This window comes from Marinobacter sp. C1S70, assembly GCF_000475355.1.
Lineage (GTDB): Bacteria > Pseudomonadota > Gammaproteobacteria > Pseudomonadales > Oleiphilaceae > Marinobacter > Marinobacter nauticus.
This window is the reverse complement of the sequence record NZ_AXBW01000011.1, coordinates 31634-46961: the sequence shown is the minus strand read 5'-3', so window position 1 is coordinate 46961 and position 15328 is coordinate 31634. Positions and strand designations below refer to the sequence as shown.

Here is a 15328-nt window from a genome sequence, read left to right as displayed (position 1 = left end):
TCTTTTTGAATTTCCGTTATTTTTGGCCATCTCTTTCGGCTATTGCTTATGAATAATCCTGGAGCCCGCCCTGTGAGCACCCCTTATCCGGACACCCGCCCACGAGCACTCACAGTCAGTGAGCTCAACCACCAGGCGCGCCACCTGCTGGAATCAAGCTTTATGCAGGTCTGGGTGGAGGGAGAACTCTCGGGCTTTTCCAGACCCTCGTCAGGGCACTGGTATTTCTCACTCAAGGATCAGAAATGCCAGATCCGCTGCGCCATGTTCCGTGGCGCCAACCAGCGCATCCGCACCCTGCCCCGGGAAGGTGACCAGATCCGGATTCGCGGCAAGGTGACCCTGTACGAGAACCGCGGGGATTTCCAGATCATCGTGGAACACCTCGAGCCCGCCGGGCTGGGCGCCCTGCAGCAGGCTTTCGAGGCCCTCAAAGCAAGACTCCAGGGCGAAGGCCTGTTTGACCCGGCCCGAAAGAAACCGATTCCCGCCACGCCCAGACATATTGGTGTGGTTACCTCGCCAACTGGCGCCGCCATCCACGATATTCTGACGGTACTCAAGCGGCGCTGCCCGGCTATTCCGGTCACGCTCTATCCCACCGCCGTCCAGGGCCAGCCGGCCACCGCAGATATTGTCCAGGCCATTGACCGGGCGCAGCAGCATGGTCTGGCCGATGTCCTGATCATCGGCCGGGGCGGCGGCTCCCTGGAAGACTTGTGGTGCTTCAACGAAGAAGCCGTCGCGCGGGCCATTGCCGCCTGCCCCATCCCGACCGTCAGCGCCGTTGGCCATGAGGTCGACGTCACCATTGCTGATTTTGTCGCGGACTTGAGAGCCCCCACGCCGTCGGCCGCCGCTGAGAAGATCTCGCCCGACCAGCAGGACTGGCTCCGTCGACTGACCGAGCAGCAGGGGCGTCTTGGCCAGTCTGCACGCCGCTTATTGCAAAGGCTGGATAACCAGTTGGGGCACCTGTCTGCCCGGCTTCGGGATCCGAGACGGGAACTGCTGGAAAAGGCGCAACGCATGGATGAGCTTGAGCTGCGGCTGAACAAGGCGATCCGTGACAGACTGGACCAGCAGAAGCAGAAAACCGATTACCTGCTTCAAAGGATGAGCGCACAATCCCCACGCCGAACCCTAAAAACGGTAAGAGAACAGACCCAACGTCTCGAGGAACGCCTGACACTCGCGACCCGTCACCAGCTGCGCCAAAAAGACGAGCGATTACAGCACATTGCACAAACCCTTCATGTTGTCAGCCCCCTGGTCACCCTTGGAAGAGGCTACGCCATCGTCAAAGACGACAATGACCGGATCGTTCGCAAGGCTGGTGATCTGGAAACTGGCAGTCAGATTACCGCAAGACTTGGTCATGGCTCGGTGTCCGCCCGGGTGACAGAGATCAATTCTTCGAGCGAATAGAGCCGCAGAGCCTGGCAACTACGCCTATGGTCTACTAGCCCCGGATTTCAAAGCTCCTAAAGTTGTCGATAACAACGATAAAACAACAACACGGACAACCGAGGTGGAGCACAATGAGCTACAACTCCGAATTTCGCCGGTCCATTGACCAGCGGGATGATTTCTGGCGTGAGCAGGCGCAGCACATCGACTGGATCAAAGCCCCGAATACGATCTGGCGCGCCCTCGATAACGGCCATGGCGAGTGGTTTCCAGACGGTGAGCTGAACACCAGCGACGTAGCCCTGGATGCCAATATCCGTGCCGGCCGCGGCGACCAGAAAGCCCTGATTTATGACTCCCCGGTCACCAACACCAAACAGTCATTCACCTACAACGAACTGCGTGATGAAGTTGCCCTGTTCGCCGGCGCCCTGCGTGCCCGCGGAGTAGAAAAAGGTGACCGCGTAATCATCTATATGCCGATGATTCCTCAGGCAGCCATCGCCATGCTGGCCTGCGCCAGGCTAGGCGCAGTCCATTCGGTGGTCTTCGGCGGTTTTGCAGCACACGAACTGGCCGTTCGCATTGAAGATGCCAAACCCAAGGCACTGATTACCGCCTCCTGCGGCATCGAAGTTACCAAGGTGATCGAATACAAACCGCTGGTAGACAAGGCCATAGAGCAATCCAGCCACAAACCGGACGCGTGCGTGGTATTCCAGCGGCCACAGGTCAAGGCAACCATGCAGGAAGGCCGAGACTTTGACTGGAACGAGATCGTGGCCAACGCCACCCCGGCCGAACCGGTACCCGTCAAAGCCAACGACCCACTTTATATTCTCTACACCTCCGGTACCACCGGGAAACCCAAAGGCGTCGTCCGTGACAACGGGGGCCACGCCGTTGCCCTCACTTACAGCATGAAGCTGGTCTACGACGCCAAACCCGGAGACGTTTACTGGGCGGCCTCAGATGTTGGCTGGGTGGTAGGCCATAGTTACATTGTTTATGCACCGCTCTTTACCGGCTGCACCACCATTTTTTACGAGGGCAAACCGGTAAAAACCCCGGATGCCGGCGCATTCTGGCGCGTGGTTCAGGACCACAAGGTCAATATGCTGTTTACCGCGCCCACCGCATTCCGTGCAGTGCGCAAGGAAGACCCGGAAGCAGATCAGTTGAGCCGCTACGATGTTTCCTCCCTCAAACGGATTTTCCTGGCCGGCGAGCGCCTGGATCCACCCACCTATGAATGGCTGAAGGAGCATACCGGGCTGCCCATCCTCGATCACTGGTGGCAGACCGAAACGGGCTGGGCCATATGCTGCAACCCGGTCGGCATTGAAATGATGACTACGAAACCCGGCTCTGCAACCGTGCCCTCACCCGGCTTCAACGTTCAGGTAGTGGACATGGAAGGCAGCCAGGTACCCGCGGGCGAACAGGGCCAGGTTGCAGTCAAACTGCCATTACCGCCGGGCTGCCTGATGACCGTATGGGGCGACGACCAGCGCTTCCAGAACAGCTACCTCAAGCCAATCCCTGGCTTCTACAGCTCCGGCGACGGTGGTTTTATCGATGATGACGGCTATGTCTTCATCATGGGGCGGACGGATGATGTAATTAACGTCGCCGGGCACCGGCTCTCTACCGGCGAGATGGAAGAAGTCGTTGCATCCCACCCGGCGATCGCGGAATGCTGCGTAGTGGGCGCTCATGACGATATGAAGGGTCAGATTCCGGTTGGCCTGGTGCTGATCAAAGATGGCGCCACCATTGACCAGGATGAACTGGAGGAGGAGCTGGTAGAGATGGTTCGCGAGAAGATCGGGGCTATTGCCTGTTTCCGCCGGGCTATCGTTGTTGACCGTTTACCCAAAACCCGCTCCGGCAAGATCCTGCGACGTATTATTCGCCAGATTGCCGATGGCGAGGAGTACACGGTACCCAGCACCATCGACGACCCGGCCATTCTGGAAGAAATCAGCGAGAAATTCGGTCGCTGATCAAACCTCCATCCGCTGAGCCACAGAACACCCGGGGCGCTCTTGGTCGAGAGCAGCCCCGGGTTTCACTTTGATTACAACTTATTGTTTTTTATCAATTAAAAAACACTTGCTGATCATAAAAAAAACAATTGACGCCTTTCAAAGTCGGTCTATACTGAAAATTGCTGTGTACTTCTGCAGCGTTATTTGGCGAATGCGTTACAACGTCCTGCCCTTGGCTTTTCGTTGCCCCTTCCTCAGTGCGCTCCGGATGTCCCAGCTCGAAAGAAGGTCCCGTGAGGGAAAATTATCAGTAAGACAGGAAAGATCGATGTCCGATACCAAAACCGGCCACGTAAAGTGGTTCAACGAATCCAAGGGCTTTGGCTTCATCGCCCAGGAAGGCGGCAGTGACGTTTTCGTTCACTACAGTGCAATCAACGCAAACGGTTTCCGTACTCTGGCCGAAGGTCAGCAGGTACAGTTCACCGTAACCCAGGGCCCGAAAGGCCCGCAGGCCGAAAACGTAACGCCGCTCTAAGCCGTTATGTTAACGTCCTGATGCCCCTCACGGGCAGAAACAAGAAAGGCCGGTAATCCTGGGATTACCGGCCTTTCTGTTTGTTTAAGGGATTATCCGTTCAGGCAGTCTCGGCTGCTTCTGCAGAAACAGACTCGGACCGACTATCATCGAGCACCTGGGCTACAGCCGAGAACAGAGCTTGCAACGTTGCCGAGGTGGTATCCTCTGCCAGGGCTGCCGCACTGCAGTGCTTGCCATTGGCTGTGAGCCGTATGCATGCCAGAGCATTGGCATTGGTACCCTCGCCCAGCGCAAACTCATCATAGGCTTCAACCGCCACCGAGACCCCAAACTGCCGGGACAGTGCATCGGAAACGGCCTCAACGGCTCCCAACCCACGACCTTCAAGGGTAACCGGCGCGGCATCACCCCCAACAACCACCTCGGCCCGCACCCCATTGTCATCCCGATGCAGGTCATAGGAGCGAAGAGCCCAATCGCTGTGCACCTTCAGATATCGCTCTTCAAACAAACGGTGAATGGTGTGTGAGTCGATCTCGCCCCCATTGGTTTCAGCCTCGCGCTGAACCACCTTGCTGAACTCGATCTGCAGCCACCGCGGCAAGGTAATGTCGTAGTCGCGCTCGAGTACGTAAGCGACGCCGCCTTTGCCGGACTGACTGTTGATACGAACCACTTCCTCGTATCGGCGACCGACATCGAACGGATCGATGGGCAGGTAAGCCACGTTCCAGGCATCGCCCTCTTTCCGACGGGAGAGACACTTGCGAATGGCGTCCTGATGGCTGCCGGAGAAAGCGGTAAAGACCAGCTCACCGGCATAGGGATGACGCGGATGAGTGGAAATTTCGGTGCACGCCTCCACCACTTCGGTGATTTCGGCCATGCCGGACAGATCCAGGGTAGGGTCAATCCCCTGGGAATACAGGTTCATAGCCATGGTGACCAGGTCCATGTTACCGGTGCGCTCGCCGTTGCCCATCAGGGTGCCTTCCACCCGATCTGCCCCGGCCATCACGCCGAGTTCGGCAGCGGCCACCGCGCAGCCCCGGTCATTGTGGGTATGCAGGCTGATGCTGATGTGCTCCCGATAGCGAATGTTGTCACAGATCCACTCCACCTGATCTGCGAAGACATTGGGCGTTGCCATTTCAACAGTCGCCGGCAGGTTAATGATAACCGGTTGCCCCTGGTCCGGGCGCCAGACATCGTTGACGGCATCAATCACACTGGCCGCAAAGTCCAGCTCCGTACCGGTAAAACTCTCCGGCGAATACTGGAAGGTCCACTCCGTGTCCGGATAGCGGGCGGCGATATCCCGCACGATGGTGGCGCCGTGGACCGCGATATCGCGGATACCGTCCCGGTCCAGCCCGAACACCTGCTCACGCTGCACGGTTGAGGTGGAATTGTAAACGTGAACAATCGCCCGTTTGGCACCCTCAAGGGCCTGGTAAGTCCGCTCGATCAATTCAGGGCGAGCCTGGGTCAGCACCTGGATCTTTACATCATCCGGAATCCGGTTTTCTTCGATCAGCTTGCGACAGAAATCAAAGTCCGGCTGGCTGGCTGCCGGGAAACCGATTTCGATCTCTTTGAAACCCAGCTTGACCAGCAAATCGAATAAGCGCTGCTTCTGGGCAACAGACATGGGTTTGACCAGGGCCTGGTTGCCGTCCCGAAGATCTACAGCGCACCAGGCCGGGGCTTTCTGGATAACCTGATCGGGCCAGCGACGATCTTTCTTGGCGACCGGCTGGAAAGCAACGTATTTGCGATGGTCAAAAGCCATGATGAAAATTCCTTCCGATATCAAACAGTGATTGGAACACACACAGTGTAAAGGCTGGAGCGAGCTATTTGGTTGCCATTTTCTGGCCGCACAACCAGATAATGCCATATAATTTCATAAAATCTTTAATAAGAGACAGAAAATGCCCGATACCGAGAAAACGCTTGTCAAAATTGACAAGCTCGACCGAAAAATCCTCGAACAATTGCAAAAAGACGGCTCACTGACCAATCAGCAACTGGCCGAGAAGGTCGGCCTATCCCCTTCCCCCTGCCTTCGGCGAGTTCGCGCCCTCGAGGAGGCGGGCATTATCGTGCGGACGGTCACCATTCTGGATCACAAAAAACTGGGGCTGTCGCTGACCGCCATTATTCTCATTGGTATGGACCGGCATACACCAGAGCGCTTTGCCGCGTTTGAAGAACAGGTGGGGGAATATCCGGAGGTTCAGGAGTGTTATCTGATCACTGGTCAGAGTGCGGACTACATGCTCAAAGTGGTCGTGCCGGATATGGACCACTACCACCACTTCCTGTTGAACAGGATAACTCGTATTCCCGGTGTTAGCGGTGTTCACTCCAGCTTTGTTCTCCGGCGCGTCATCGACAGCACCGCACTGCCGCTGGGCTATTTGTCCTGAGCCACCAGGTGGTCCAGATAGGCGCGGGCCATGGTTTTCATTTCCTGAACCAACAATACGCCCTGCTCATCCGGCAGGGTGGCCGCCAGCCGAAGAATCGTGCCGGCAGAACGGGGTAACAGCAAACTGGCTGTCCAGCGACGATCTGCCGGCAAATCGGGATACTCCTCCTGCAGACGGGCATCCAGGTCCCGGGCGTTGCTGTAGAGTTCTCGAAGATCCAGCTGCCTCAGTTCCGGCATGGCTTCCACGCCGCTCCAGATCGCGGAATAGGCGGGCTCGGTGCGGTAGAAGTCGTAAAACAGATCAATCAGGACATCCACCGCGTCGCTCAGGCTCAGCTGCGGGAGCTTGGCCCTCAGCGCCTGCTCCATCTTCTCAACATGTCGCTCCGCAATAGCGTTGACAATCGCCGCTTTATTCGGGAAATAGCGGTAAAGCGATGCCAGAGACATGCCGGACTGCCGGGCGATGGCCGACATACTGGTGCTGTCGACGCCCTGCTCGTGAAAGATCCCGGCAGCATGCTGCAGTATGGTGTTCACCCGTTCCCGGCTGCGGGCCTGAACCGGGCGCCGGCGGGGTGACACATCGATGGATTCGTCAGTCATTATCTGTACCTTGTGATGCAGGCTCCGTACAATAACGCCCACTCTACGACAATGAAAGGCTGTGGCGGGCATCCCGCCTTGCCAATTAGTCTGACTCCCACTTTTCTGATGACAGCGGAAGACACGATGCGAGCGAGCCGTTACCTGATAGCTACCCAGAAAGAGACCCCTTCCGACGCCGAGATTATCAGCCATCAGCTGATGCTGCGGGCGGGCATGATCCGTAAACTGGCCGCCGGCCTTTACACCTGGTTGCCGTTAGGGTTGCGCACCCTGCGTAAGGTGGAGCGAATCGTCCGTGAAGAAATGGACAAGAGCGGCGCCCAGGAAGTTCTCATGCCGGCGGTACAACCCGCCGAGCTGTGGCAGGAATCCGGCCGCTGGGAACAGTACGGTGGAGAACTGCTGCGCCTGAACGACCGCCATGGCCGCGATTTCTGCTTTGGCCCCACTCATGAAGAAGTTATCACCGATCTGATCCGGAACGAACTGAAAAGCTACAAAGAGCTGCCGGCCAACTTCTACCAGATCCAGACCAAGTTCCGCGATGAGCGCCGCCCGCGGTTTGGCGTGATGCGCGCCCGCGAGTTCATCATGAAGGATGCTTACTCATTCCATCTGAACGCGGAATCCCTGGATGAAACCTATAAGGTGATGCACCAGACCTACTGCAACATTTTCGACCGACTGGGGCTCGACTACCGTCCGGTACAGGCGGACTCCGGTTCCATTGGTGGCAGCTCCTCCCATGAATTCCACGTGCTAGCCTCCTCTGGCGAAGATGCCATCGTATTCAGCACCAGCGGTGACTACGCCGCCAACATCGAAAAAGCCGAAGCGGTAGCACCTGCCGGCGAGCGCCCTGCCCCCGGCGAGGAACTGAAAGAGGTTCACACACCGGGTCAACGCACCATCGACGCAGTTTCCCAGTTCCTGGGCCTGCCGGCTGAGCGCAGTGTGAAAACACTGCTGGTAAAGGCAGAGGCGGATGAGAATGGTGAATCCGGCCTGGTGGCCCTGATTCTGCGCGGCGATCACACCCTGAATGAGATCAAGGCTGAGAACCTCCCCGGCATTGCCGAGCCGCTGACCATGGCAACCGACGAGGAAATCGAAAAAGCAATCGGCTGCAAGCCAGGCTCCATCGGCCCGGTCAAGCTGGCGGTGCCGGTTATCGTGGATCGCAGCGCAGCACACCTGGCAGATTTTGTCTGCGGCGCCAACAAGGATGATTATCACCTGACTGGCGTAAACTGGGAACGTGATGCCGAAATCAGCCGTGTGGAAGATCTTCGCAATGTGGTCGAGGGCGATGCCAGCCCGGATGGGAACGGCACACTGGAGATCCGTCGCGGCATTGAAGTTGGCCACATTTTCAAGCTGGGCAATAAGTACAGCAAGGCCATGAACGCCTCGGTTCTGGATGAACACGGCAAGACTTCGATTATGGAAATGGGCTGTTATGGTATTGGCGTTTCCCGCATCGTCGCGGCATCCATCGAGCAGAACCACGACGAGAAGGGCATCATCTGGCCGGATGCCATCGCACCGTTCGAGGTGGCCATTGTTACCCTGAATGGTCACAAATCTCCGGTGGTGGCCGAGGCTGGCGACAAGCTTTACGAACAGCTTCGCCTAGCTGGCTACGATGTTCTGCTGGATGACCGCAACGAACGCCCGGGTGTGAAATTCGCAGATATGGAGCTGATTGGCATCCCCCACCGCTTCGTGGTCTCAGAACGCGGCCTGAGCGCCGGAACCCTGGAATACAAGGGTCGGCGGGACGAGGAAAAACAGGACATTCCTGTGGATGAGGCTCTGTCGTTCCTGGTGAAGGCATCGCCCAAAGGCGGCTTGTAACCCTGAACCATACACACCGGAAGGCTGCCCCCAGCCTTCCGGTGTGTTAACGACGTCTCCGCAGATCAGGCGTTGCCCACAATCCCCGGCTCCATCTCCAGCTCAACGCCGAATTTCTCAAGCACAGACTGGCGCACGTCATCAGCCAGGGACAGCACATCCTGGCCAGTTCCACCGGAATGATTGATCAGCACCAGCGCCTGGCGGTTGTGAACCCCGACCCGGCTGTTACGAAACCCCTTCCATCCCGCCTGGTCAATAAGCCATGCAGCCGCCAGTTTGACCTGACTATCCGCGGGATAGGACACAACATCCGGAAACCGGGCCTGAAGCTCCCGAAACTGAGCCAATCCTATAACCGGGTTTTTGAAGAAACTGCCTACATTCGGCAATACCGCAGGGTCCGGCAGTTTGCGATGACGGACAGCCATCACGCCCTCGGCCACCGCCAGGGGTGTTAACTCAGCCTCGTTAACGTCGCCAAAGTAATCCTGAAGATCCCGATAACCAATCTTCAAAGGCGCATTACGGGACAACCGGAGCCGGATTTCAAGGATGATGTAGAGGCCCGGCCGGTGCTTGAACAGGCTGTCGCGATAACCGAATTCGCAGGCGCTTGCAGGCAGGGTTTCAACCTTCAGAGTCTGGCGGTTCAGTACCGTGACACTGTCAAGACAGTCACCCAATTCGGTGCCATAAGCCCCGATGTTCTGTACCGGGGCGGCACCGGCGGTGCCCGGGATCAACGCCAGGTTCTCGATCCCGCGATAACCGGAACGAGCGGCGTAAAGCACAGCCTCGTGCCAGTTCTCACCGGCTTTCAACACCAGTACCGCGCCGTGATCGTCTACCTGCTCCCAGCTTCGGCCACGCAGTGCCATCCGGATGACCAGGCCGGGATAATCGCCGGCAAACACCAGATTACTGCCACCGCCCAGTACCAGAATGGACTGTTCGTGGTTACAGGCCCAGGAAAGCGCCTGTTTGAGCTGATCCGGATTTTCGACTTCCACCAGGTATCGGGCCGTTACCGGCACAGCCAGGGTATTCAATCCCTGAAGGCTGGCCCACTCCTGAATCTGCAGATCCTGACTCAAGCCAGCCGCCTCCGGATTTCGTCCAGGAGGCCGGAACTGGCGTCATGAATCAGATCAAGCACGTGCTCAAATCCATCCTCTCCGCCGTAGTAAGGATCGGGCACCTCGGCCAACCGGGAGTCACCGTAATCCAGAAACAAGCGCGGCTCCGTGCCCCCATTCTGGTGCCAGACCTCTCGAACATCCGCGAGATTAGACCGATCCATCACCAGCACATAGTCAAATTGATCCAGATCTTCTGCACGGAACTGGCGGGCACGAAGGTCGCTGATGTCGATACCACGGCGCGCCGCGGCGGCAGTTGCCCGCTCGTCCGGAGATTTACCGATATGCCAGTTGCCGGTGCCGCAGGAGTCAATATGCAGTCTGCCGAACAGGCCCTGTTCCCGGGCGAGGTGGCGAAAAACGCCCTCAGCACTGGGAGAACGACAGATATTGCCCAGGCAGACAAACAGCACGCTTACACGATCAGCCACGGGCACCCCCTTTTTCCATCAGCGCCCGCAGACGGGCCAGATCCTCTTCGGTATCTACCCCCGGAGCAGGAGGCCGGTCCGCCACATCCACATGAATAAGAGCGCCATTATAGAGTGCTCGCAACTGTTCCAGGGATTCCACCCGTTCGGTGGGGGCCGGCAGCCAGGTAACAAACTCACTGAGCACACTGGCACGATAACCATAAATGCCAATGTGCCTGAAATAGCCTATGCCATCCGGAAGGTCCACATCCTGGGTGGCCGCCCCCGCGGGCCAGAAGTCCCTGGCCCAGGGAATCGGAGCCCGACTGAAATAATGAGCCATGCCCCGGGCATCGAACACCACTTTTACGACATTGGGGTTGAACACCTGGCGGGCATCGTGAATCCGCTCGCACAGTGTTGCGATGGCGGCCTCCTGGTACTGTTCAAGGTTATCGGCAACCTGATTAATCAATTCAGGCGGTATCAGAGGCTCGTCCCCCTGAACGTTGACCACGCGATGATCCGGATCCAGCTGCAGCTTCCTTGCCACTTCCTCAAGGCGGTCTGTGCCACTGGCATGATGGGGCGAGGTCATGATGACTTCGGCACCAAAACCAAGACACGCCTCCTCGATACGGGCATCGTCGGTCGCGACCACCACGCGGCTGGCGCGGCTCTCATTCGCCCGCTCGCAGACATGCTGGATCATCGGCTTGCCGGCAATCATGGCCAGAGGTTTGCCGGGCAAACGGCTGGAAGCGTATCGGGCGGGAATGACAACGGTAAATGACATGGTTGCGTCCTGCGGGTGACTCAGTGTTTGTCGAGGCGCTCGTCTGTGCTGAGGGTGCGGGCTTCAACCGCCAGCATAACCGGAATCCCCTCACGAATGGGGAACGCCATGGCATCCTGGTAGCAAATCAACTCGGTGCGGGCATCGTTGAGCTTGAGCTCGCCCTTACACACCGGGCAGGCCAACATGGCCAGCAATTTCTTATCCATGGTTCGTTTCCTCGCTGATATCAGGTTGCAACTGGCCAGAGCAGGCTCTGAGCCGTTCCAGAAAATGCTGTTCAAAAGGTTCCGACAACCGGGCCTGAACCGTCAAGACCCAGGCGTTATCCGGGGCAAAGCCTTGGCACTTCACCGCATCTTTGGCCGTCATTACCAACCATTCGAGAGCACCGGATGCCAGGTCTTCGGGGCGAAAATGATGATGGTCGGGAAAGGGAACTTCATTGACGTGAGCGCCAAGTGTCCGGAGGGTTTCGAAAAATCGACCGGGATTACCGATACCCGCCACCGCCCGTACCGGTTTACCTTCAAGCTGCTTCGGCGACAGGGTCTCACCAGAATTCAGATTCACCAGAGCCGAGGGCACCAGCTCCATGGCATGAATTTCCGGATGATCAACGCCGGCAAAGCTCTCGATGGCCTCGCCAGTCTCCGGAAACTCCGCTCCGTTAAGAACGACAAAGTCGACACCGTTCAACCGCTCAACCGGCTCACGCAGCGGACCGACCGGAATGATCGCACCATTTCCAGTGCCGCGCCGAGCATCAAATACTGCCAGTTCGATATCTCTGGGCAAACGGTAGTGCTGCAGGCCATCGTCACAGATCAACACATCGCCCAGGCCATTCTCCAGCGCCCAGCGAGCCCCACGACAGCGATCCGGGTCAACCACCACCGGGCATCCGGTGGCCCGCGCCAGCATCAGGGGTTCATCACCACAGATACCCGCCGGAGTCCCGTCAGCGACCAATAAGGGGTACTGAGAGCTTTTACCACCGTAGCCACGGCTGAGAATCACCGGTTTCCAGCCATGTTGGTTCATGCACTGAACCAGGCTGGCAGTAAGAGGTGACTTGCCGGTGCCGCCAGCGGTGATATTGCCCACCACCACAACCGGGGCCGGCAGCAATTCGTTTCGCGCATGCCAGGCCTTTCGGCGCCTGGACTCAGACACCGCCCGATATAGCCAGGCCACTGGTGTGAGCAGTGCAAGAGGCCTGCCCTGCCCGTACCAAAGCCGGTCAACCAGGCTGGTGCTCATGCGTGCTCGCTGAACTGAATCTGATGCAGCTGGGCATATGCGCCACCCGCAGCCAACAGCTCACCATGACTTCCGGATTCAACAATGCGGCCATTGTCCATGACCAGAATCCGGTCGGCCTTCTCAATGGTGGATAGCCTGTGTGCGATCACCAGAGTGGTACGGCCCTGCATAACCGTTTCCAGCGCTTCCTGAATATGGCGTTCGGATTCCGTATCCAGCGCCGATGTCGCCTCATCCAGAATGAGAATTGGGGCGTCCTTGAGGATGGCCCGCGCAATCGCAAGACGCTGGCGCTGGCCACCGGAAAGCATCACACCATTGTCGCCAATCATGGTGTCGAGCCCTTCCGGCATACGGTTGATAAACTCGAGCGCGTGGGCCTTTTCAGCCGCTTCCATAATTTCTTCCCGGCTGCAGTCGCGCAGGGAACCGTAGGCAATGTTGGCGGCGATGGTATCGTTGAACAGCACCACGTTCTGGTTCACCAGAGCAATCTGGGCACGCAGGGACTGAAGCGAAAACTCCTTCAGTTCATGGTCATCAATGCGGATAGCTCCCCCGGTGTACTCGTAGAAACGGGGTAACAGGCTAACCATGGTCGACTTACCACTGCCTGACCGGCCCACCAGTGCAACGCTCTGGCCGGCTGGAATATCGATGGTTATCCCTTCAAGCACATTGTCGAGCTGATCCCGGTATCGGAAAGACACCTGGTCAAATGTGATGTCGCCTTTGACCCGCTGCGGGTTGTAGGAGCCTGGGTCCTCTTCCGGCTTTTCATCCATGGTCTCGAACACATCAAATGCAGCCGCCACACCCTTCTGAATCTTGGCGTGCACTGAAGTGACCTGGCGAATGGGCTTGGCCATCGTCGTCGCCGCGGTGATGAACGCAATCAGCTGACCAGTCGACATCTCACCCCGAATCTCCGGCGCAAGCATGGTCCACACCAGCGCGGCGATAGCAAAAGCCACCAGCACCTGAATGACCGGGACACTGATCGCCTGAGTAGAAGCCATTTTCAGGCTCTGTTTCAGGTTACGGGCACTGACCTCACGAAACCGCTCCCGTTCATAATCTTCGCCTCCGAAGGTGCGCACCACCCGGTATCCGGTGATCGACTCGGAGGCCACATGGGTGATATCGCCCATGGAACCCTGAATACGCTTACTGATTCGACGAAACCGTTTGCTGGCATAGTTCACGACCAGACCAATGACCGGACCGGCCGTAAGAAAAATCAGGGTCAACTTCCAGTTGGTGTACAGCATGAAGCCGAGCAGACCCACTATGGTCAGCCCTTCGCGAAGGGTGATAGTCACCGCATTGGTCGCAGCATCCGCGACCTGCTCGACGTTAAAGGTGAGCTTTGAGACCAGACGCCCGGATGCGTTTTCATCGTAGTACCGGGACGGTAAAGACATCAGTCGATCAAACACATCGTTGCGTAAGGCGTTGATCACGTTACGCCCAACGTAGCTGATAAAATACTGGCTGAAAAACGTACCAACGCCTCTGAAGGCAAATACACCCACGATCAGCCCGGTCAGCAACATCCGGTTCTGGTCGGACGGATTCTCGATCGCCGTGATCACATATTCCATCGCCGCGGCCATCCCGGTGGATGCAGCGGCGTAAATGATGTTTCCGAACACGGCGAGGGAGAACGCAAACCAGAAGGGCTTGACGTACTTGAGCAGGCGTTTGTAGGTGGTCCAGCTACCGGCAGGTGGCGTCTTGAGCGGCTCCGGCCTTGTCTGCATCACTGGCTTTCAGCCTCCCGCTCTGTGGTTATGCTCAGCTTGGCAAACCCCAGGCGACCGGCAACATCCATGGCCCGCACCACAAATTCATGGGGGGTTTGGGCGTCTGCAGTGATGATGAACGGCAGGCTGTTGTCGCCTTCGGCCAGCTCACTGACGCCACGCTCGAGGGTTTCCCGGCGATTGTTAACCAGTGGTCGGTCGTTCAGAAAGTACTGGCCCTCGGCATTGATCACCACATCAATCTGCCGGACCTCAGACGGAGCTGCCGGCTCTGCACTGGCTTCCGGAAGCTCCACCTGCAGATGACTCTCCCGGGTAAATGTGGTCGACACCATGAAGAAAATCAGCAGCAGGAACACCACATCAATCAGTGGCGTCAGATCTACCCCGACTTCCTGGCTTCGTTGGCGCTTGAACTTCACGGCGTTCAGGCTCCTTCAACGTCGATTTCGCGGTCTCCGTGGACCACTTCCACCAGTTTGATGGCTTCCTGCTCCATGTTGACCACCAATTCGTCTACGCGACGGATGAAATAGCGGTGACAGATCAGAGCAGGAATGGCGACACTCAGGCCAGCCGCAGTGGTGATCAATGCCTCGGAAATGCCTCCGGCCAGGTTGCCGGCATTGCCGACGCCGGCCAACTGGATTTCGGCAAACACTTTGATCATGCCGATAACGGTACCCAAAAGGCCCAACAGTGGCGTGATTGTGGCGATAGTGCCCAGGGGATTCAGAAAACGCTCCAGCTCGTGGATAACCTGGCTGGCCTCGTGTTCGATGCTTTCTTTCATGATCTCGCGACCATGTTTGGCGTTGATCAGGCCGCCGGCGAGAATCCGGCCAAGTGGCGAAGATGCCTGCAAGGCTTTCAGCTTGCGACCGTTAAGCTCTTTTTTCTTGATCCAGCGCCAGAGTTCGTTAATAGACTGCGGGGGCGCGACCCGAGAGGCCCGCAAGGTCCAGATTCGTTCCAGAATGATGGCAAGTGCCAGGATGGAACAGGCAACAATGGGCACCATCAGGATGCCACCGGCTTTCAACAGCTCGAACACGCTTGATCTCCCTGATTAGTTACAAGCCGCGCTACTTTAGCATAGC

Annotated in this window: 15 protein-coding genes; 5 read left to right on the top strand and 10 right to left on the bottom strand. The window is 57.6% G+C overall.

Annotation, left to right across the window (positions count from 1 at the left end):
• The first annotated feature begins 48 nt into the window (after positions 1-48).
• From xseA to Q669_RS02285, 3 genes are all read left to right on the top strand, one after another.
• Positions 49-1428, top strand: a complete 1380-nt coding sequence (xseA, locus tag Q669_RS02295) for an exodeoxyribonuclease VII large subunit (protein ID WP_036148472.1) — start codon at positions 49-51, stop codon at positions 1426-1428.
• A 62-nt stretch (positions 1429-1490) separates the two neighbouring features.
• Positions 1491-3416 (top strand): propionyl-CoA synthetase, encoded by a 1926-nt coding sequence (locus tag Q669_RS02290; protein WP_264192109.1) that lies wholly within the window; start codon positions 1491-1493, stop codon positions 3414-3416.
• 313 nt (positions 3417-3729) lie between these two features.
• Entirely contained in the window at positions 3730-3939 is a 210-nt protein-coding gene (locus Q669_RS02285) for a cold-shock protein (RefSeq protein ID WP_011785214.1), read from the top strand.
• Positions 3940-4039: 100 nt separating this feature from the next.
• Here Q669_RS02285 and leuA read toward each other — a convergent pair whose 3' ends face one another.
• Positions 4040-5734: a 2-isopropylmalate synthase gene (gene leuA, locus Q669_RS02280; protein WP_011785215.1), complete on the bottom strand. Its 1695-nt coding sequence runs from the start codon at positions 5732-5734 to the stop codon at positions 4040-4042.
• 142 nt (positions 5735-5876) lie between these two features.
• Between leuA and Q669_RS02275 the strand changes: the two genes are divergently transcribed.
• Positions 5877-6374: an Lrp/AsnC family transcriptional regulator gene (locus tag Q669_RS02275; RefSeq protein ID WP_011785216.1), complete on the top strand. Its 498-nt coding sequence runs from the start codon at positions 5877-5879 to the stop codon at positions 6372-6374.
• On the opposite strand, the gene Q669_RS02270 is transcribed toward Q669_RS02275, so the two are convergent.
• A complete protein-coding gene (locus Q669_RS02270; RefSeq protein WP_022991075.1) occupies positions 6362-6985 on the bottom strand; it encodes a TetR/AcrR family transcriptional regulator in 624 nt (207 codons plus the stop codon). The genes Q669_RS02275 and Q669_RS02270 overlap by 13 nt on opposite strands.
• Before the next feature lie 126 nt (positions 6986-7111).
• Between Q669_RS02270 and Q669_RS02265 the strand changes: the two genes are divergently transcribed.
• Positions 7112-8845 carry a proline--tRNA ligase gene (locus Q669_RS02265; protein ID WP_022991074.1) on the top strand — a complete coding sequence of 578 codons (1734 nt, stop codon included), beginning with the start codon at positions 7112-7114 and terminating at the stop codon, positions 8843-8845.
• A gap of 65 nt (positions 8846-8910) precedes the next feature.
• On the opposite strand, the gene murB is transcribed toward Q669_RS02265, so the two are convergent.
• The 8 genes from murB to Q669_RS02225 are packed head-to-tail and all read right to left on the bottom strand — an operon-like array spanning position 8911 to position 15282.
• Positions 8911-9942 carry a UDP-N-acetylmuramate dehydrogenase gene (murB, locus tag Q669_RS02260; RefSeq protein WP_014421246.1) on the bottom strand — a complete coding sequence of 344 codons (1032 nt, stop codon included), beginning with the start codon at positions 9940-9942 and terminating at the stop codon, positions 8911-8913.
• Positions 9939-10418 carry a low molecular weight protein-tyrosine-phosphatase gene (locus Q669_RS02255; RefSeq protein WP_023010437.1) on the bottom strand — a complete coding sequence of 160 codons (480 nt, stop codon included), beginning with the start codon at positions 10416-10418 and terminating at the stop codon, positions 9939-9941. The genes murB and Q669_RS02255 overlap by 4 nt, the downstream gene beginning before the upstream one ends.
• The gene (gene kdsB, locus Q669_RS02250; RefSeq protein ID WP_014421244.1) at positions 10411-11196 is read right to left on the bottom strand and encodes a 3-deoxy-manno-octulosonate cytidylyltransferase; all 786 of its coding nucleotides are present in this window, start codon (positions 11194-11196) and stop codon (positions 10411-10413) included. The genes Q669_RS02255 and kdsB overlap by 8 nt, the downstream gene beginning before the upstream one ends.
• A 20-nt stretch (positions 11197-11216) precedes the next feature.
• Positions 11217-11405 (bottom strand): Trm112 family protein, encoded by a 189-nt coding sequence (locus tag Q669_RS02245; RefSeq protein WP_011785222.1) that lies wholly within the window; start codon positions 11403-11405, stop codon positions 11217-11219.
• Positions 11398-12459: a tetraacyldisaccharide 4'-kinase gene (gene lpxK / locus Q669_RS02240; RefSeq protein ID WP_022991072.1), complete on the bottom strand. Its 1062-nt coding sequence runs from the start codon at positions 12457-12459 to the stop codon at positions 11398-11400. The genes Q669_RS02245 and lpxK overlap by 8 nt, the downstream gene beginning before the upstream one ends.
• Positions 12456-14225, bottom strand: a complete 1770-nt coding sequence (msbA, locus tag Q669_RS02235) for a lipid A export permease/ATP-binding protein MsbA (RefSeq protein ID WP_022991071.1) — start codon at positions 14223-14225, stop codon at positions 12456-12458. The genes lpxK and msbA overlap by 4 nt, the downstream gene beginning before the upstream one ends.
• A complete protein-coding gene (locus tag Q669_RS02230) occupies positions 14225-14650 on the bottom strand; it encodes an ExbD/TolR family protein (RefSeq protein ID WP_014421240.1) in 426 nt (141 codons plus the stop codon). Before Q669_RS02230 ends, msbA begins: the two co-directional genes overlap by 1 nt.
• 5 nt (positions 14651-14655) lie before the next feature.
• The gene (locus Q669_RS02225) at positions 14656-15282 is read right to left on the bottom strand and encodes a MotA/TolQ/ExbB proton channel family protein (RefSeq protein WP_014421239.1); all 627 of its coding nucleotides are present in this window, start codon (positions 15280-15282) and stop codon (positions 14656-14658) included.
• Positions 15283-15328: the final 46 nt, after the last annotated feature.

What these genes read in the sequence shown, in the direction of transcription:
- kdsB (WP_014421244.1), bottom strand. Translation starts at nt 11,196, where the DNA reads ATGTCATTTACCGTTGTCATTCCCGCCCGATACGCTTCCAGCCGTTTG.
- Q669_RS02285 (WP_011785214.1), top strand. Translation starts at nt 3,730, where the DNA reads ATGTCCGATACCAAAACCGGCCACGTAAAGTGGTTCAACGAATCCAAG.
- leuA (WP_011785215.1), bottom strand. Translation starts at nt 5,734, where the DNA reads ATGGCTTTTGACCATCGCAAATACGTTGCTTTCCAGCCGGTCGCCAAG.
- Q669_RS02265 (WP_022991074.1), top strand. Translation starts at nt 7,112, where the DNA reads ATGCGAGCGAGCCGTTACCTGATAGCTACCCAGAAAGAGACCCCTTCC.
- msbA (WP_022991071.1), bottom strand. Translation starts at nt 14,225, where the DNA reads ATGCAGACAAGGCCGGAGCCGCTCAAGACGCCACCTGCCGGTAGCTGG.
- Q669_RS02275 (WP_011785216.1), top strand. Translation starts at nt 5,877, where the DNA reads ATGCCCGATACCGAGAAAACGCTTGTCAAAATTGACAAGCTCGACCGA.
- lpxK (WP_022991072.1), bottom strand. Translation starts at nt 12,459, where the DNA reads ATGAGCACCAGCCTGGTTGACCGGCTTTGGTACGGGCAGGGCAGGCCT.
- Q669_RS02270 (WP_022991075.1), bottom strand. Translation starts at nt 6,985, where the DNA reads ATGACTGACGAATCCATCGATGTGTCACCCCGCCGGCGCCCGGTTCAG.
- Q669_RS02245 (WP_011785222.1), bottom strand. Translation starts at nt 11,405, where the DNA reads ATGGATAAGAAATTGCTGGCCATGTTGGCCTGCCCGGTGTGTAAGGGC.
- xseA (WP_036148472.1), top strand. Translation starts at nt 49, where the DNA reads ATGAATAATCCTGGAGCCCGCCCTGTGAGCACCCCTTATCCGGACACC.